This is a genomic window from Flavobacterium helocola, from assembly GCF_038289885.1.
In the GTDB taxonomy this organism is placed as follows: domain Bacteria; phylum Bacteroidota; class Bacteroidia; order Flavobacteriales; family Flavobacteriaceae; genus Flavobacterium; species Flavobacterium cheniae.
In genome coordinates, this window is sequence record NZ_JBBYHT010000001.1 from 401,074 (window position 1) to 420,556 (window position 19,483).

Annotated in this window: 16 protein-coding genes; 8 read left to right on the forward strand and 8 right to left on the reverse strand. The window is 32.8% G+C overall.

Annotated features, from left to right (window positions below):
• Positions 1-7: 7 nt before the first annotated feature.
• Positions 8-3,184 (forward strand): efflux RND transporter permease subunit, encoded by a 3,177-nt coding sequence (locus AAEO58_RS01905; RefSeq protein ID WP_341681457.1) that lies wholly within the window; start codon positions 8-10, stop codon positions 3,182-3,184.
• 51 nt (positions 3,185-3,235) lie between these two features.
• On the opposite strand, the gene AAEO58_RS01910 is transcribed toward AAEO58_RS01905, so the two are convergent.
• The gene (locus AAEO58_RS01910; protein ID WP_290820823.1) at positions 3,236-3,580 is read right to left on the reverse strand and encodes a toxin-antitoxin system YwqK family antitoxin; all 345 of its coding nucleotides are present in this window, start codon (positions 3,578-3,580) and stop codon (positions 3,236-3,238) included.
• A 164-nt stretch (positions 3,581-3,744) separates the two neighbouring features.
• Complete coding sequence (locus AAEO58_RS01915) at positions 3,745-4,752, reverse strand: TlpA family protein disulfide reductase (protein WP_341681460.1); 1,008 nt, start codon at positions 4,750-4,752, stop codon at positions 3,745-3,747.
• 91 nt (positions 4,753-4,843) lie between these two features.
• Here AAEO58_RS01915 and aspS point away from each other — a divergent pair, with 91 nt between their 5' ends.
• The 3 genes from aspS to AAEO58_RS01930 all read left to right on the forward strand — a co-directional run bounded on the left by aspS (position 4,844) and on the right by AAEO58_RS01930 (position 7,201).
• Positions 4,844-6,589 (forward strand): aspartate--tRNA ligase, encoded by a 1,746-nt coding sequence (aspS, locus tag AAEO58_RS01920; RefSeq protein ID WP_341681461.1) that lies wholly within the window; start codon positions 4,844-4,846, stop codon positions 6,587-6,589.
• A gap of 97 nt (positions 6,590-6,686) precedes the next feature.
• Positions 6,687-6,917, forward strand: a complete 231-nt coding sequence (locus AAEO58_RS01925; protein ID WP_262317119.1) for a hypothetical protein — start codon at positions 6,687-6,689, stop codon at positions 6,915-6,917.
• 83 nt (positions 6,918-7,000) lie between these two features.
• Complete coding sequence (locus AAEO58_RS01930; RefSeq protein WP_008255794.1) at positions 7,001-7,201, forward strand: cold-shock protein; 201 nt, start codon at positions 7,001-7,003, stop codon at positions 7,199-7,201.
• 138 nt (positions 7,202-7,339) lie between these two features.
• Here AAEO58_RS01930 and AAEO58_RS01935 read toward each other — a convergent pair whose 3' ends face one another.
• Positions 7,340-9,163 (reverse strand): TonB-dependent receptor plug domain-containing protein, encoded by a 1,824-nt coding sequence (locus AAEO58_RS01935; protein WP_341681464.1) that lies wholly within the window; start codon positions 9,161-9,163, stop codon positions 7,340-7,342.
• Between the two features lie 68 nt (positions 9,164-9,231).
• Between AAEO58_RS01935 and AAEO58_RS01940 the strand changes: the two genes are divergently transcribed.
• Positions 9,232-10,731: an aminotransferase-like domain-containing protein gene (locus AAEO58_RS01940; protein WP_341681467.1), complete on the forward strand. Its 1,500-nt coding sequence runs from the start codon at positions 9,232-9,234 to the stop codon at positions 10,729-10,731.
• Positions 10,732-10,782: 51 nt separating this feature from the next.
• Here the strand turns inward: AAEO58_RS01940 and AAEO58_RS01945 are convergent, their stop codons facing one another.
• The 5 genes from AAEO58_RS01945 to AAEO58_RS01965 form a co-directional block, all read right to left on the reverse strand.
• Positions 10,783-11,064, reverse strand: a complete 282-nt coding sequence (locus AAEO58_RS01945; RefSeq protein ID WP_026725933.1) for a F0F1 ATP synthase subunit delta/epsilon — start codon at positions 11,062-11,064, stop codon at positions 10,783-10,785.
• A gap of 47 nt (positions 11,065-11,111) precedes the next feature.
• Entirely contained in the window at positions 11,112-12,623 is a 1,512-nt protein-coding gene (gene atpD / locus AAEO58_RS01950) for a F0F1 ATP synthase subunit beta (RefSeq protein ID WP_133608716.1), read from the reverse strand.
• A 152-nt stretch (positions 12,624-12,775) separates the two neighbouring features.
• A complete protein-coding gene (gene glmS / locus AAEO58_RS01955; RefSeq protein WP_341681473.1) occupies positions 12,776-14,623 on the reverse strand; it encodes a glutamine--fructose-6-phosphate transaminase (isomerizing) in 1,848 nt (615 codons plus the stop codon).
• Between the two features lie 3 nt (positions 14,624-14,626).
• Positions 14,627-16,342: a BamH family beta-barrel-assembly machinery protein gene (bamH, locus tag AAEO58_RS01960; protein ID WP_341681474.1), complete on the reverse strand. Its 1,716-nt coding sequence runs from the start codon at positions 16,340-16,342 to the stop codon at positions 14,627-14,629.
• 15 nt (positions 16,343-16,357) lie between these two features.
• Positions 16,358-17,164, reverse strand: a complete 807-nt coding sequence (locus tag AAEO58_RS01965; RefSeq protein WP_341681475.1) for a glycogen/starch synthase — start codon at positions 17,162-17,164, stop codon at positions 16,358-16,360.
• 107 nt (positions 17,165-17,271) lie between these two features.
• On the opposite strand from AAEO58_RS01965, the gene panC reads away from it, so the two are divergent.
• The 3 genes from panC to AAEO58_RS01980 are packed head-to-tail and all read left to right on the forward strand — an operon-like array spanning position 17,272 to position 19,448.
• Positions 17,272-18,120 (forward strand): pantoate--beta-alanine ligase, encoded by an 849-nt coding sequence (gene panC / locus AAEO58_RS01970; RefSeq protein ID WP_341681477.1) that lies wholly within the window; start codon positions 17,272-17,274, stop codon positions 18,118-18,120.
• Positions 18,121-18,133: 13 nt separating this feature from the next.
• Positions 18,134-18,484, forward strand: coding sequence for an aspartate 1-decarboxylase (panD, locus tag AAEO58_RS01975; protein WP_133608734.1), 351 nt, complete (start codon positions 18,134-18,136; stop codon positions 18,482-18,484).
• A gap of 1 nt (position 18,485) precedes the next feature.
• Positions 18,486-19,448 carry a lysylphosphatidylglycerol synthase transmembrane domain-containing protein gene (locus AAEO58_RS01980; RefSeq protein WP_341681479.1) on the forward strand — a complete coding sequence of 321 codons (963 nt, stop codon included), beginning with the start codon at positions 18,486-18,488 and terminating at the stop codon, positions 19,446-19,448.
• Positions 19,449-19,483: the final 35 nt, after the last annotated feature.

A 19,483-nucleotide genomic window follows, 5' to 3' on the forward strand; every position in this document is an offset into this window, starting at 1 on the left:
AAAACATATGAAATTAGCAGAAATATCGATAAAACGTCCGTCGTTAGTAATTGTTTTGTTTACAATTCTAACACTTGGTGGACTTTTCAGTTATAGCAATTTAGGCTACGAATTGATTCCTAAATTCGAAACTAACGTAATTACAATTGCTACAATTTATCCAGGTGCATCACCAAGTGAAATTGAAAACACGGTAACTAAAAAAATTGAAGATGCTGTTGCTTCTTTAGAAAACATCAAAAAGATTGATGCCAAATCGTACGAAAGTTTATCAACCGTATCCATCACATTAACTTCAAATGCTGATGTTAATATTTCGATGAACGATGCACAACGTAAAATTAACGCCATCATTAGTGATTTACCAGATGATGCTGAAACACCTTCGTTAACCAAATTTTCATTGAGTGATTTACCAATTATGACTATTGGTGCCAACGGAAAAATGGACGAAGTTGCTTTTTACGACTTAATTGATAAAAAATTAGCTCCGATTTTATCTCGTGTTCAAGGTGTTGCGCAAGTAAACATTATTGGTGGACAAGAGAGAGAAATTCAAGTAAATCTTGATGCGGTAAAAATGCAAGGTTACGGACTTTCAATTCCGCAAGTACAACAAAATATTTTATCATCAAATTTGGATTTCCCTACAGGAAACATCCAAACGCGTGAGCAAAAAATATTAATTCGTTTAGCTGGAAAATATAAAAATGTTGAAGAACTAAGAAACTTAATTGTTTCATCAAGAAACGGAATTCAAGTTCGTTTAGGTGATATTGCTGATGTTCAAGACACACAAAAAATTGCTGAAAAAGTTGCTCGTGTAGATCAAAAAAGTGCTATTCTTTTACAAATTGTAAAACAATCCGATGCAAATGCTGTAGCGGTAAGTGAAGAATTGGTAAAAACCATCAACAAATTAGAAAACGATTATAAATCAAAAGGATTACAATTAGAAATCGCAAAAGACAGTACAATTTTCACACTAGAAGCAGCAGATGCGGTGGTTCACGATTTACTTATTGCCGTTATATTAGTGGCATTAGTAATGTTGTTTTTCTTACACAGTGTTAGAAACTCGTTAATTGTAATGGTTTCGATTCCTGCTTCGTTAATTGCAACTTTCATTGGGATTTACTTAATGGGATATACCTTAAACTTAATGAGTTTATTAGGATTATCATTAGTAGTTGGTATCTTGGTGGATGATGCGATTGTAGTATTGGAAAACATTTACCGCCACATGGAAATGGGTAAAAACAAAGTTCGTGCTGCTTATGACGGAACTGCCGAAATTGGAGGAACGGTTGTATCGATTACATTAGTAATCGTGGTAGTATTTTTACCAATTGCAATGAGTACAGGATTAGTTTCTAACATTATTACGCAATTCTGTGTAACTGTTATTATCTCTACTTTATTGTCGTTAGTGGCTTCGTTTACTATTATTCCTTGGTTATCTTCTAGATATGGAAAATTAGAACACATTACTGGTAAAACCTTTTTCGGAAGAATTATCCTTGGATTTGAAAGTTATTTAACTCGTTTTACGGACTGGGTTTCAGTATTATTAACATGGTGTTTAGACCATTATATTAAAACATTTATTGTTGTTTTTACTTTATTTATTGCTTCAACAGTAGGATTAATGGGTGGTGGATTTATTGGAGGTGAATTCTTCGCAGCATCTGACAGTGGTGAGTTTTTAGTTCAAATTGAAATGCCAAAAGACGCTTCATTAGAACAAACCAATTTCATGACGCAAAAAGCAGAAGCTTTCTTAAAAAAAGAAGAATATGTTCACAGTCAAATTACGACTATTGGCCAAACCAGTGAAGGTTTAGGAGCATCTCAAGCAACCGCTTATAAATCGGAGATTAACGTAAAAATGGTTGGTTTAGACAAACGTGATGAACCAGCAAACGTTTATGCTGCCAAAACAAAACGTAAATTAGAAAAAATCTTAGTTGGAGCAAAAGTTAAAACGGTTCCAGTAGGTATTTTAGGAACTGCTGAAGATGCTACTTTAGGTTTAATTGTTACGGGTCCGAATGTTGAAACAGCTATGGCATTTGCAAAAGCTGCTGAAAAAGAATTACGCACGATTCCGGGAGCAACAGAAATTGAATTATCTGTAGAAGACGGAAATCCAGAAGTAAACGTTCAAGTGGACAGAGATAAAATGGCAGCTTTAGGTTTAAGTTTACAAACGGTAGGTATGACCATGCAAACCGCATTTAGTGGGAATACCGACGGAAAATTTAGAGCTGGTGAATATGAATACGACATCAACATTAAATATAATGCGTTCGACAGAAAAAGTATTGCTGATGTAAGTAACTTAATTTTCATTAACGATAGAGGCGAACAAATTAAATTAATTCAATTTGCAACCGTTTCTGAAAGTTCTGGTCCAAGTGAATTAGAAAGAAGAGACAAATCAGCATCGGTAACTGTAAAAGGTCAAAATGTGGGTGTGGCTTCGGGAACTATTGTTTCGCAATGGCAAGAAAAAATTGATAAATTAGAAAAACCAACCGGTGTAAATTACATTTGGGGTGGTGATATGGAAAATCAATCTGAAGGTTTTGGAACACTTGGAATTGCTTTATTAGCGGCTATTATCTTGGTTTACCTTGTAATGGTTTCATTATACGACAGTTTTGTGCATCCATTTGTAGTATTGTTTGCGATTCCGCTTTCGTTTATTGGCGCCATGTTAGCTTTAGCTTTAACAAATAATACATTGAATATTTTCACCATTTTGGGAATCATCATGCTAATTGGTCTGGTGTGTAAAAATGCTATTATGTTGGTGGATTATACGAACCAAAGACGTAAAGCTGGAGAAAGTATCAGAACAGCATTAATTCAAGCGAATCATGCAAGGTTACGTCCAATTTTAATGACCACGATTGCGATGGTATTTGGTATGTTCCCAATTGCATTAGCTTCTGGTGCTGGGGCAGAATGGAAAAACGGTTTGGCTTGGGTAATTATTGGTGGATTAATTTCATCATTATTCTTAACCTTAATTGTAGTTCCAGTAATCTATGAAATTATGGAAAAAATAATCGCTAAGTTCTCTAAAGGAGAAAAAACAGATTATGAAGCCGAAATGGTTGCCGATTATGAACACAAAGAATTAAGTGAAGACGGTTTTAACCCAAAACATACTTTATAAAAACAAAAAAGTCCCGATTTAATCGGGACTTTTTTTATACTTTAATTTGAATTAGTTTTTAACTAAAACATCTTTTGACCATTTTTTTACTTCAGCAATTCTACTATCAGAAAAATCAACTTCGCTTAATGAAGCATCACTCCAAAAAAACCATTTTCCAGTTTTAGCTCCGTTTACATATTCTCCAATAGATTGTTTTGAACCATCCTCGTTATAAGCCATCCATTTTCCATGTAATTTTCCATCCAAGTAATAACCTTCTTGTTTTACTTGTCCGTTATCATAATAATATGTTGCTTTCACCATTTGGTCAACCACTTCAAATTTTGGTTTTACTTCTTGTGCAAATGACAAACTCGAAACCAATAAAACTACTGCAATAACTACTTTTTTCATACTCTTTTCTTTTTTTAGGTTAACATTACAGTAACAAATATAAAATTTATTTTACAATAAAAAAACTTTTGCTTAACAATTTGGTAACATTAGATAAAAACTTAACATTGAAAAAGCCAATACGTAATGTATTGGCTTTAAATGAGGTATAAAAAATATTGAAATTACTTCACTAAACTATCTAATAATTCCGTTAATGATGCAGATGAAGGACGTGCAGCATCAGCTTTGATTACTTTCCCATCAGGTCCAATTAAAATAAATCTTGGAATTGAATTAATTCCAAAAGCTTTGATAAAATCTGAAGTCCAGTTTTTATCAGCAAATAATTGAATTCCACCCAATTCTTTAGAAACTACCATTTTTTTCCATTTCTCATAATCCTTTTCTGTATCAACAGAAATACTCACAAACTCGATATTCTTTCCGTGATATTTTGCTTCTACTTTCTTTAAATGAGGAATCTCAGCCAAACAAGGCCCACACCAAGTAGCCCAAACATCAATATATACATATTTTCCTCTTAAATCTTCTAACTTGGTTTTTCCTCCTTTGTGATTTTCATAATCAAATGATGGAGAAACAATGCCTTCCATTTTCTTAGCTGCTAGTTTTTGATTGTAATAATCTAACAAAAATTTTTCTTCTTGATCAAATGAAGGACGTAGCATTTTTACTAAAGTTTCATCAAAACCTTTCCCATCAATCATGCTAATATCATTCGCTTTCTTTTTAGCTAATGCCTCTTTAAAAGTAACTTCGTCAGCATCAAATAAAGCTTCTAACTCCATCTCAAACTTTTCATCAGATAATGCTTTTTTAGCTAAGTAGTTGTTTTCATTAGCACCATTTCCTTTGTAAACAATAGTCTCATCAAAATCTTTAGTATCTAATATTAACTTTAAATCGTAACCATTTTTCAAAAACATAGTAGTTCCTTCGTTACCATCGTTTAAACGATATAATCCTCCATCTTTTGAAGCTTCAAAAGTGGTTTGAAACTCACCTTTTTTATTAATCCCAACTTTTTGTTTGAAAGATCTTCCTGAAGAAATAGTAATCGTGTCCGAAAATCTATTCGCAATTTTTACGTTTAAAGAAACCGTATTAGTAGTATTTTGAGCAAATCCTGAAAGAATTGCGGCAAAAAACAAAATGAATGCTTTTTTCATGTTTTAAAAGTGTTATTTATTGAATCAAATCTATTAAAATTAAACGAATAAAATTAATATTTGTTACTACATTTGCAAAAAATTTCAAGAAATGTACAGAAGTCATAACTGTGGCGAATTAAACGCTTCACACATCAATACAGAAGTTACCCTTGCAGGTTGGGTTCAAAAATCGAGAGATAAAGGATTTATGATTTGGGTTGATTTACGTGACCGTTATGGTATCACGCAATTAATCTTTGACGAACAAAGAACCGACAAAGCAGTGATTGAAAAAGCAAAATCTTTAGGAAGAGAATTTGTTATTCAAATTAAAGGAACTGTAATTGAGCGCGTTTCTAAAAACCCAAATATGGCAACTGGTGATGTTGAAATTTTAGTTACTGAATTAACTATTTTAAACGAAGCTCAATTGCCTCCATTTACTATCGAAGACGAAACCGATGGTGGTGAAGATATTCGTATGAAATATCGTTACTTAGATATCAGAAGAAATCCGGTTAAAAACAACTTATTATTCCGTCATAAAGTATCAATGGAAGTTAGAAAATATCTTTCTGACCAAGGTTTTTGTGATGTGGAAACACCTTATTTAATTAAATCTACTCCAGAAGGTGCGCGTGATTTCGTAGTTCCAAGTAGAATGAATGAAGGTCAGTTTTATGCTTTACCACAATCGCCACAAACGTTTAAACAGTTATTGATGGTAGGTGGAATGGATAAATATTTCCAAATTGTGAAATGTTTCCGTGACGAAGATTTACGTGCCGACCGTCAACCAGAATTTACACAAATCGACTGCGAAATGGCATTCGTGGAGCAAGAAGATATTTTAGATATGTTCGAAGGCTTAACACGTCATTTACTTAAAGAAATCAAAGGAGTTGAAGTAGCTAAATTCCCAAGAATTACTTACGATTACGCAATGAAAACCTACGGTAATGACAAACCAGATATTCGTTTTGAAATGAAATTTGGAGAGTTAAACGCTGTAGCCCAACATAAAGATTTCCCAGTATTCAATTCAGCTGAATTAGTAGTCGGAATCGCTGCGCCAGGTTGCGCAAACTATACAAGAAAAGAAATTGATGCTTTAATTGATTGGGTAAAACGCCCTCAAGTTGGAGCATTAGGTATGGTATATGTAAAATGTGAAGAAGATGGAACTTTCAAATCGTCTGTAGATAAATTTTACGACCAAGAAGATTTGAAAAAATGGGCTGAAATTACCAATGCTAAACCAGGTGATTTAATTTTAGTATTATCAGGAAAAGCAGATAAGACAAGAACACAATTATCAGCTCTTCGTATGGAAGTGGCTACTCGTTTAGGTTTGAGAAAATCAGACGAATTTGCGCCATTATGGGTAGTAGATTTCCCATTATTAGAATGGGACGAAGAAAGCGGAAGATACCACGCAATGCACCACCCTTTTACATCGCCAAAACCAGAAGATATGGCATTAATTGAAACCGAACCTGGAAAAGTTCGCGCTAATGCTTATGATATGGTATTAAATGGAAACGAAATTGGTGGAGGTTCTATTCGTATTCATGACAGAGAATTACAAAGTAGAATGTTTGATTTGTTAGGATTTAGCAAAGAAGAAGCTTTAGCTCAGTTCGGATTTTTAATGAATGCCTTTGAATTTGGAGCTCCACCACACGGAGGTTTAGCTTTTGGATTGGATAGATTGGTTTCTATTTTAGGCGGACAAGAAACGATTCGTGATTTTATTGCTTTCCCTAAAAACAACTCAGGAAGAGATGTAATGATTGATGCGCCTTCAACTATTGATGAAGCACAATTACAAGAATTACATATTAAATTAAGATAAAGATGAAATCGCCATTAACAACAAGTTTGCGCAAGCAAACACCTATGATTAAAAAGGCGATACCATATGTTACCGCTAATAAATAAAATTTAAACATATGAAAAAGATTCTAATTGGCCTTATCGCAATCATTGCTTGCCTAATTTCTTTTGGATATTTCCAAAAAAACAACGGCTTAAATGGCGATAAATGGATTGGAATTGGAATTTTATTAGTTGCTTTCGTTTTAATGCCATTGTTTTTATATTCGAGATTTAAGAACAAAGAAACGAGAGAAAGAATGCTAAACTTAAGTTCAAAGAAAAAAGAAGACACTGATAATCAGTAATTTTGAAATATTTTTAACTTTTTCTTGTTCGTGTCGGAAATAAGTATATCTTTGACTATTATTAATTTTTTTATATTACAAAAATGCGCACAGGCAAAGTTAAATTCTTCAATGAATCAAAAGGTTACGGTTTTATTACAGATGATGAAACAGGAAAAGACATTTTCGTACACGCAAGCGGAATGAGAGTTGAATCTCTTAATGAAGGTGATGCAGTTAGCTACGAAGAAGAAGAAGGAAGAAAAGGTAAAGTAGCTGCTCAAGTAGTAGTTATCGAAGACTAATATATATTATTTTTTGATTACCTAGAAAGAACAAAGTCCCGATTAATCGGGACTTTTTTTATGCAAATAGGTGAAAGAAATACTTCAATAAAAAAAGGACTACATTTTTGTAGTCCTTTTTCATTCTCAACTAACCTTCTATTTAAACAAATATTTCATTCCAAATAAAACATTCCCTTTTGGCATAGGAACCATTCCTGCTTCTACATATTCTGTATTGAAAATATTATTAGCATATACCGAAAATTCTAAGGCTTTTAATTGATACGAAGCGCTTACATCCCAAATATTATAACTAACTCCTGAGGTTCTTTCTACGTATCGATATCCGATTGAATTGCTGAAATTTTTGAACCATTCCATTGCATAATTCCCAACAAACTGATGTTTCATCGAATTGATAGAATATCTTGAATATGCAGCACTACTTTGCTTAACATCATCTTCGATAAAAGTATAACCCATTTTAATTTTTTGTGGCAAAGTATTCAATGTAAAACGATATTCCACTTGTGTCTCAAAACCTTTAGTGTTTACATCCTGAATATTTTGAGGCGTATAAACAACGTCCGTTTCAGTTGGTCTAACGTAATCTATCAAATCATTTGAATCTCTGTTAAAGGCAGCAAAAGTAAAATCAAATCTAGAAGTTAACCATTTGATTCCTATTTCTTCTGAAAGTGCTTCTTCTGGTTGTAAATTTTCGTTACCAATAGCTTGTGGACCTATGTAATACAAATCAGTATATGTTGGAACTCTGTAGGTATATCCAATGTTTCCATACACTCTAAAATCGGAAGAAATTTGATAACCTAAGTCTAATCCTGGAAATGCTTTGCTATCAAAATCAGAAAAATAAGATACCGCAACTCCTGGTGTTATATCAAATTTATTGTCCAAAAACTGAAAACGATGTTCTAAAAACACAGAAGCCATTTCTCTTGAATTATCGCCCAACCTATTACTTGAAATGTAATATTTAGCCATTTCTACACCAAAACCGGTGATTCCAACTTTTGATTCATAAGAACCATTTAATTCAGCAGCAAACTTATTGGTAATATGTAAATTTCTATAAATAGAAGGATTACTTCTGATATAGTGATATTCATCTTGATTTCTTCTCCAATATACTCTTGGTTTCCAAGTAAAATTTCCATTTTTAATAACCGTTGAAAGTCCAACTAAACTCGCTTGTGTTTCTTCATATTGCTCTGTAGCCGATGGAATTCCGTAAAAACCATTTGCACCAAATTTTCTCTCTGAATAAGAAGTAAGTAAATTAATTGGTAATTTATTTTTGTTGAATTGACTTTTCAACACGTAATTGGTATTATCAAAATCAGTATTATGGCGATAACCTTCTGAGAAATTTTTAGAAAAATGTACAATATGACTACTTTCTTTTAAACTAACTGTACCTGTTGCTTCAGCAATAAATTGACCAAAAGAACCTCCTTGCACTTTAGCAATTAAAGAGTTTTCTTCAACATCTTTGGTTACAATGTTAACAGCTCCCGTAAAAGCATTTTGTCCAAAAATACGTGCGGCAGGTCCTTTAATTACTTCAATTCTTTTAATCACTTCAATTGGTAACGCTAAATTTAAAGTATGATGTCCAGTTTGTGGATCATCAACTTTAATACCGTCAATAAGCAATAATGTTTGATCAAAACCACCACCTCTAATGTATAAATCAGCTTGCATTCCGTTTACACCTTGACGTCTTACGTCAATTCCAGCAACCTGTTGTAAAGCATCTGCAACGTTGGTAACGCCAAGTTTTTTGATGTCTTCAGCAGTAACAATTTGAATAGTTCTTGAGTTTTCTTTAAAAGGTAAATCAATTCGAGAAGAAGTAACTACAACTTCTTTAAGAGAATCAGTTTTTAATTCTGTTTCTTGTGCATTTCCAAGTAAAGCACTTAAAAGCAAGGCAGATAAAAAGTATTTATTTTTCATTTGAAGTTTATTTTAAAACGGTGCAAAAGTCGTAACTTTCCGGACGATTAAAATAGTCCAGTTTTAAAATGAAAGATAGTCCGGTAAATTTATTATTGAAAGAGCTTATTCACTTTGATAAATCAAGTGCTACTTCCGTATATATTCAAATTTCGCAGCAAATTATAAATGCAATTCAAAGAAGGTATCTAAAAGAAGGAATGGCTTTACCGGGAACCCGAGTATTCAGCCAATTACTTAAAATTCATAGAAATACAGCTGTTGCGGTTTATGAAGAATTAGCTTCGCAAGGTTGGGTTGAAATTATTCCAAACAAAGGGACTTTTATCTTGGTCCCAAAACCAAAAACAGCTACTATCAAAGCTCGTACAAATAGAATAAACGATGCTTATAGTTATCCTAAAACGACAGGATTTCCTTTTCAAACATCCTTTCACTTGGTATCAACACAAGAATTTTCTGAAGCAAAATACATTTTAAACGACGGTCAACCCGATTTAAGATTACACCCTATTCACGAATTTTCAAAATGGTACGGCACATCAATGAAACGAAAATCGTTGATTTCAAAATGGAACAATACATCGAAAAACAGCTATTCTACATTTGAAAATCAATTATGCAACTTTTTGAATGCGACAAGAGGATTTCATATTAAACCTACAAACTTAATCAGTACACGAAGTACTGAAATGAGTTTGTATATTATTTCGCAACTTCTAATTCGCAAGAAAGATGTGGTATTGGTTGGTAATTTGAGTAACTATAATGCCAACATGATTTTTCAGGAAGCTGGAGCAAATATCAAAACCATTCCAATTGACGAAAATGGATTAGATATCAATTACATTGAAAAACATTTTACAAAAGGGAAGATTCGTTGTGTTTATGTGTGTTCCAATCGCGATTATCCCACAACAAATACTTTGTCTGCTGAGCGAAGATTACAACTTTTACAACTTGCCAAGAAGCATCAATTTGCCATAATTGAAGATGATTTTGATTACGATTTTCAACTCGAAGGTTCCGCTATGTTACCCATGGCAAGTTCAGACGGAAACGGAATGGTAATTTATCTTGGAAAGTTAGGACAATCATTATTTCCTAGCTTTCAAACCGGATTTGTGGTAGCTCCAGAAAATTTGATTTCGGAAGCCAAAAACTATTTGCAAATGTTAGACAAACAAGGCGATTTAATTCAAGAACAAGTACTTTCTGAATTAATTTATGAAGGGGAAATTCATCGTTTACTGAAAAAGAATTCAATAATTTACAAACAAAGAAGAGATTATACTTGCGAATGTTTCAAGCGTTATTTCAAAGAAGCAATCCAATTTAAAAAACCTTCAGGTGGATTAGCACTTTGGACTGAATTTAATCCTTCCATATCGTTAATTCAACTTGCTGAAGAAGTAGCTAAAATAGATGTACTTCTTCCGAAAACGATTCTTTATCAAGATAAAAACACTTGTGCTATCCGTTTTGGTTTTGGACATTTGAATGAAGAAGAAATTGAAATTGTGATAAGTAAATTAAAATTAGCATACGATACAATCACAAAGTCATAAAACAAAAAAAGTCCTGCAAATTGCAGGACTTTTTACTATAAATCTATTGTCTTAGTCAGCTAAAACAATAATCTTGTTTTCATTCATTTCGATGGTACCTGAATTAATAGGTAACCAATACGTTTGCTCATTTACTTTATTGAATTTAGAAACAAATTCTTTTTCAATTTTAATGTTTTGAGCATTGATTTTCACATTTCCTTTTGCTAATAAAGAAACAATAGGTGCGTGATTATTTAGCATTTGAAACTCACCGTTAATCCCAGGAACTGCTACCGAAGTAACTTCTCCTTTAAACAATGTAGCTTCTGGTGATACTATTTCTAAAATCATTTTTTTATGCTTTAGGCTTTAAGCTTTAGGCTTTAAGCTATTAAAAATTATGCCTCTGCTAACATTTTTTGTCCAGCTTCGATAGCTTCTTCGATAGTACCTTTAAGGTTGAACGCTGCTTCTGGTAAGTGATCTAATTCACCATCCATAATCATGTTAAATCCTTTGATAGTTTCTTTGATATCAACCAATACTCCAGGAATACCTGTAAATTGCTCCGCTACGTGGAAAGGTTGAGATAAGAAACGTTGTACACGACGTGCACGAGATACTGATAATTTATCTTCTTCAGATAACTCTTCCATACCTAAGATGGCGATGATATCTTGTAATTGTTTGTATTTTTGAAGAATCTCTTTTACTCTTTGAGCACAGTCATAATGTTCAGCACCTAAGATTTCTGGAGTTAAGATACGAGAAGTAGAATCTAATGGATCTACCGCTGGATAAATACCTAACTCAGCAATTTTACGAGACAATACAGTTGTTGCATCTAAGTGAGCAAACGTTGTTGCTGGTGCTGGGTCAGTTAAGTCATCCGCAGGTACGTAAACCGCTTGTACAGAAGTAATAGATCCTTTTTTAGTTGAAGTAATACGCTCTTGCATTGCACCCATTTCAGTTGCTAATGTAGGTTGGTAACCTACTGCAGATGGCATACGACCTAATAAAGCCGATACTTCAGAACCTGCTTGTGTAAAACGGAAGATATTATCAACGAAGAATAATACATCTTTACCTTGGTCAGATCCAGCTCCATCACGGAAATATTCAGCGATAGATAATCCTGAAAGTGCTACACGAGCACGAGCTCCAGGTGGCTCATTCATTTGTCCGAAAACGAAAGTAGCTTTAGACTCTCTCATTCCTGGCATATCTACTTTAGACAAATCCCATCCTCCATTTTCCATAGAGTGCATGAAATCGTCACCATATTTAATAATTCCTGACTCTAACATCTCACGAAGTAAGTCATTTCCTTCACGTGTTCTTTCACCTACTCCTGCGAATACTGAAAGTCCACCGTGACCTTTTGCAATATTGTTAATCAACTCCTGAATTAATACTGTTTTACCTACTCCAGCACCACCAAACAATCCAATTTTTCCTCCTTTTGCATAAGGCTCAATAAGGTCGATTACTTTAATACCTGTAAATAAAACTTCAGAAGAAGTTGATAAGTCTTCAAATTTTGGAGCTGTTCTGTGGATTGGTAAACCATTTGCACCAGCTTTAGGTAAATCTCCTAAACCGTCGATTGCATCACCAATTACATTAAATAAACGACCAAAAACGTCTGCTCCAATTGGCATTTGAATTGGTGCACCAGTAGCAACTACTTCAACACCTCTTGCTAAACCATCTGTAGAGTCCATAGAAATGGTACGAACAGTGTTTTCACCAATGTGAGATTGAACTTCAAGTACTAATAAAGTACCATCTTTTTTAGTGATTTCTAATGAATCGTAAATTTTAGGTAATTCGTTATTTGAGTCATTAAAAACGACGTCAACAACTGGCCCGATAATTTGTGCAACTTTTCCTGTGATTCTAGACATTGCTTATGTATTTATTTAATAGCTAATTAATGTTGAAAAAATGATGTATTTTTCCGAGTGCAAAGATAGTTTTTTCTAAAACAATTTTGCAATTTATTTTTTGAATTATTTACAATAAAAAAGCGAAATCTTCCAATTTCGCTTTTAAAATGTTATTCTACAGTAACGGATTTTGCTAAATTCCTAGGTTGATCGACATTACAACCTCTCAGAACTGCAATATGATACGATAATAATTGTAACGGAATTGTAGTTAATAACGGTGTAAACGGTTCGTTTGTTTCTGGAATTTCAATTACGTGGTCAGCTAAAGCTTTTACTTGCGTATCTCCTTTAGTAACTACGGCAATAATTTTTCCGCTTCTTGATTTTATTTCTTGAATATTACTTACCACTTTATCATAATGTCCTTTGTTAGGAGCAATTACAATTACTGGCATGTGTTCGTCAATCAATGCGATTGGTCCGTGCTTCATTTCTGCGGCCGGATACCCTTCTGCATGTATATATGAAATTTCTTTTAATTTTAATGCACCTTCTAAAGCTACTGGGAAGTTATATCCTCTTCCTAAATATAAACAATTAGTTGCATCTTTGTAAATTTCGGCAATTTGTTTTGCTACATCATTTGTTAATAAAGCTTCTTGAACTTTTTCTGGCATTAATTCCAATTCCAACAAATAACGTTGGTACTCAGAATTATTCATTGTTCCTTTTGCTTTTGCTAAACGAAGTGCAATTAACGTAAGAATAGTAATTTGCGTTGTAAATGCTTTTGTGGAAGCTACTCCGATTTCTGGACCTGCATGAGTATAAGCACCTGCATGAGTTTCACGAGAAATAGATGAACCAACCACATTACAAACTCCAAATACAAACGCTCCATTTTCTTTAGCTAATTTGATTGCAGCTAAGGTGTCTGCTGTTTCACCTGATTGTGAAATTGCGATAACTACATCATCTTTATTAATGATTGGATTTCTGTATCTGAATTCAGATGCGTATTCTACTTCTACAGGAATTCTTGAAAATTCTTCAATAATATATTCTGCAACTAATCCTGCATGCCATGAAGTTCCACAAGCAACTATAAGGATACGTTTTGCATTTAAGAACTTTTCTAAATTATCTTCAACACCTGACATTTGAATAATTCCTTTGTTAGCCAAAAGTCTTCCTCTATAAGTATCTTTGATTACGCTTGGCTGTTCGTAGATTTCTTTCATCATGAAATGATCATAACCTCCTTTTTCAATTTGCTCCAAGTTTAATTGAAGTTCTTGAATGTAAGGATCAACCATTGAATCATCTTTAATTTTTCTAACTTTTAATGGCTTGTGTAAACGAACAATTGCCATTTCTTCATCTTCTAAATAAATAGCATTTGAAGTATATTCAATAAAAGGAGTTGCATCAGATGCGATAAAAAACTCATCTTCACCAATTCCAATTGCTAACGGACTTCCTAAACGAGCAACAATAATCTCGTCTGGATTTTCAACATCAATTACTGCAATCGCGTAAGCACCTATAACTTGATTTAATGCAATTTGAACTGCTTTTCCAAGTTTACAATTTTCTTTTTTCTTAACTTCTTCAATCAAGTTGATTAATACTTCTGTATCTGTATCAGACTTGAATATATATCCTCTTTTGATTAATTCTTGTTTTAATGGCTCATAATTTTCGATGATTCCATTATGAATAATCACTAATTTTCCAGAATTTGAAAAATGTGGATGTGAATTTATATCATTAGGAACTCCATGAGTTGCCCAACGTGTGTGACCCATTCCTATTTTACCAATAGTTGTTTTCTCGCTTTCAGCTTTTGCCTCTAAGTCAGAAACTTTTCCTTTGGTTTTTGATAATTTTAAATCTTTTCCGTCATATAAAACAATACCAGCACTATCGTAACCTCTGTATTCCAAACGATGTAATCCTTTAATAATAACCGGATAAGCATCTCTATGACCAATATAACCTACAATTCCACACATATACTATTCGTTATTAGGTTTAGTGAAATAAATACTTAATTTAAGTTTTTTAGCTTCATCTTCTGGAGCTACATTATTTCCATATAAAACAGTTCCTAATGGATTTAAGATTGACGCCAAAGGAATGTCGCTAATTTGTACACCATTAGCAGAAATCGGAGCTTTAAGTTTTGCACTTGAAACCAGATTTATTGACTCAGTTACAGAAACACCTATTTTGATATTGTCTTGATACTCGCCATTACTATCTGCTTTCAAAATTCTTTTTATGTGCTCTGTTAATCTTATCGTGTATTTGATTCCTTTTTTAGGGCTAGTAGTTTCTCTTTGTATCATCCCTCCAAAAACAACTTTACTGTTTTTTAGGTTAGCACTTGATGAACTATCAAATGTGTAATCAACTAATACTAAATTATTAGTAGCATCGTAAATATAAATTCTTTCCGGCTCACTAGTCTTCGGTACATTTGTCATAGCCGTTTTATCAACATAAAATGTTAGACGAGCATCATTAACTAACCAATTTTTTGTTGCTACATTATTTCTTAATGTTTCAAGTTCTGTTGGAGCAAACAAATCAATAAATGCAACAGAGCCATTTCCTCCTTTAACATATAATCTATCGCTTCCTAGAACTTCATTAGAACCAGCTAATCCAGCATCATATTCCGTTGAATTATTGTATTCTAACAAATTAATACTGTTATTTCTTAAAGTTGTAGAAGCATTGTAACCCATTTTTAAAGAAAAGGTCCTTCTAGTCCTAGTTGGAGTAGGATTTTCAACACTAATGGCTTCCGAGGCCGCTTTGTATAAAATTTTTAATTCTGCTTTAGAAAAATCCAATACTGCCAATGCTCCTTGATCAGGATTAATTTCCTCCACTTCAAACAACAATCCTCTAAAATAATTCTTAAAAGCATTATTACTAAACAAATTAGCAGTTGAAGCTGCATCTAAAATTTTTTGTTGAAAGAAACTATTTTTCAAATCCAACCACATTCCTGGTGTTTTTCTCTCTTTAATAACTCTCAAAGTCACATTGTTTTGATCTGACAAAACAGCTCCATTACTATCTACATATAATCCAGCACCATTTGTTTTGTAAATATAAAGCTCCTTTTTACTAAAATAAAACTCATTGTTTTGAGCAATATTAGAACTATTATTAAGAAGCTCGGAACCTTTGAATGGATCTATTTTTGTTGCTTTATCATCATTAAAATATCTTTGAGAAGATTGTAAATTATCCGCTGGATCAAGATCTCTTAAATAATAACCATTCTCTAAAACTTTCAATCTAAACTTTCCTGTTTCTGCATTACCATAGATAGAATCTAATTCATAAACACGTTCCCCACTTGTTTCAGTTGATTTAAGTTCGGTAAAATAAGGCACGTACAAATAAACCGAATCAATTATTGGGTTAAAACCAAAAGAAGGATTTTCCGAACCTAATTCTACTTGTGTAACAAAATGAGCTTTTGTCGTTCCAAAAAAATCATTTTTATAAATCCCTAAAGCATTTAAAGGTAAATTATTAGTCTGCACTACTCCTGTTGCTTTTGAATAAGCTACAAGTGAAGCTTCATCATATACTAAATCAAAATGATCATCGCCGATTACTTCTGAATCTAAGGAATTAAAATCCTTATCGCACGAAATTAGTAGAACAAACAGAAATAATAGAGAGGATATTTTTAAAAAACTTTTTTTCATAATGGCAGAACCCTTTTATAATACGTGATTTTTAATAAACGAAGTATACACTTCTTTAATTGTGTCTTTAGAGGCGAAAGGTAAAAAAGGTTTGTTTGAACTTTCTATAAATTTTGTTAAAGTTGGAGACAAGACTTCAGAGCCTACCACAACTGCATCAGAATGCATAATTGAAACCTTCATTAAGTTTTCATATGTAGGTGATGCTAAATCTAAAACTGCTTCTTTACCAATGTTATCAAACAATACTTTATTGATAAATTCTTTATCTAATTCACCTTCAAATCCTTGCTCATAAACCGAAGAAATGATTTTTGTTTCAGCAAAAATACCTTCATCTTTATAATAATGTTTTAAGTAAACTGGCAACATCGCTGCCATCCAACCGTGAACATGAATTACATCTGGAACCCAATTTAATTTCTTAACTGTTTCTACTACTCCTTTTGCGAAGAAAATAGCTCTTTCGTCATTATCTGGATATAAAACACCTTCTTCGTCTGAAAAAGTTGCTTTTCTTTTGAAATATTCGTCGTTATCGATAAAATATACTTGAATTCGCTCTTTAGGAATTGAAGCTACTTTAATAATTAGAGGCATATCCATATCATTCACCACCAAATTCATTCCTGATAAACGGATAACTTCATGCAATTGATGTCTTCTCTCGTTAATATTACCATATCTAGGCATAAAAATTCGTATTTGTCCTCCCAAATCATTAATCATTTTTGGCATTTCATACGATTGTAACGATACTTCGTTTTCAGCTAAATAAGGCACCACTTCAGATGATACATACAATATCCTCTTGTCTTCCATAATGTATTCTAGTTAATTATTGTTTTAAAAAACCTTGCAAAATTACAAAATTTTATGGATTTATCCACTAAAATAGTAAGTTTGCACCTGAAATAACAAAGTAGAAAATGCTCATTTTTAATAAAAAGTCCGATTTAAGTGCTTTTTTAAGCCCATTAATCAAACAAAATAAATCCATTGGATTTGTTCCTACAATGGGAGCGCTGCATCAAGGACACTTGTCGTTACTGAAAAATTCGCTTTCTGAAAACGATGTAACAGTGATGAGTATTTTTGTAAATCCTACCCAATTTAACAACGCCGAAGATTTAGATAAATACCCAAGAACTTTAGAACGCGATGTGCAAATCATGCAAGATTTAAGCAATAACATCATCGTTTATGCGCCTGAAGTGGCCGATATCTACGAAGGAAATACTATTTCTGAAAGTTTTAATTACGATGGTTTAGAAAATCAAATGGAAGGCAAACACCGTCCAGGACATTTTGACGGTGTGGGAACCATTGTAAAACGTCTTTTCGAAATTGTTCAACCAAACAAAGCATACTTCGGAGAAAAAGATTTTCAACAACTTCAAATTGTAAAGAAATTAGTTTCAAAATACAACATTCCGGTTGACGTTATTGGTTGCCCAATTCACAGAGAAGCAAACGGATTAGCAATGAGTTCTAGAAACGAACGTCTTTCAGAAACTGCAAGAGAAAAAGCAGCTATTATTTATCAAATACTGAATTCGGCAAAAGAAATTTTTCAAACGAATTCAGCCGAACAAACGATAAAATTTGTAGAAAACGAATTCAAAAAACTTCCAGAATTTGAATTAGAATATTTTGAAATCGCCGATGAAGCAACACTTTTACCTGTTTCTGAAAAAGAATTCGACAAAAAATATCGCGGATTTATCGCCATTTTCATTGAGAATATCAGATTAATTGATAATATTTCACTAAATTAATTACCTTTGCATCATGCAAATTCAAGTAGTAAAATCAAAAATTCATAGAGTAACCGTAACAGGTGCCGATTTGAATTATATAGGAAGTATCACCATCGACGAAGCTCTTTTGGAGGCTTCTAATATTATTGAAGGTGAAAAAGTACAAATCGTTAACATTAATAATGGAGAGCGATTAGAAACGTATGCCATCAAAGGACCTAGAAACACAGGTGAAATCACTTTGAACGGACCTGCAGCTCGTAAAGTACACCGAGGAGATATTATCATTATTATTTCTTACGGAATTATGGACTTTGAAGAAGCTAAAAAGTTCAAACCTACTTTAGTTTTCCCTAACGAGAAAGATAATTCTTTAACCTAGTTTGAAAGCTAGTATTCGAAAATTTTTAAGCCTTACTATCCCACTTTTTATTGGGTTAGGCATTATTTATTATCAATACACCACACTTACAACAGAAGAATTAGAAAAAATTAAAATCAGTTTTATAAAAGCTGATTATTTTTATATTTTTCTATCACTTTTTATTGCCCTTTTTGGATTTTGGTCAAGAGCCTATCGCTGGAAATTTGCTTTACAACACTTAGGTTATCAAACTAAATTTCGCAATGATTTAATGACAGTTTGTGTATCTTATTTGGTTAATTTAACCATTCCGCGTTCTGGTGAAGTATCAAGAGCAATGCTGTTGAAAAAATACGAAGACGTACCATTTGACAAAGGTTTTGGAACCATAGTTGCCGAACGAATTGTCGATATGTTGATTTTTTTACTTTTTGTCACCATTGGATTTATATCACAATTTGAGACTATTTACCAATACCTAGTAAATAATGGAGTGAAATTTGAGACTTTAATTTGGGCTGGAATTTTAGTATTTGTTGTATTTGTCATTTTTGTTTTGGTTTGGATTTATGCCGAGTGGAAAATCATTTTAAAACTAAAACAAAAACTTTCGGGATTAATTGAAGGCATGCAAAGTATCTTAAAAATGAAAGACAAATGGAAATACATTTTTCATTCATTCTTTATTTGGTTTTCTTACTTAGTTATGTTTTATGTAACCATTTTTGCCTTACCTGAGACAGCTGATATTAGTTTTGACGTTGTAGTTATGGGATTTATTTTTGGCACACTAGCTGTTGGATTTACGAATGGTGGCTTAGGCGCTTATCCTTTGGCTGTAGCTTCAATTTTAAGCTTATACGGTATTTCCGAAGGAATTGGAACCGCCTTTGGTTATTTAATCTGGGTTTCACAAACACTTTTAACCATTTTCTTGGGATTATTATCTTATTTGCTTTTACCTATTTTAAATAAAAAATAAATTAGTAAATTGCTAATCTATTTTAACCAAACTAT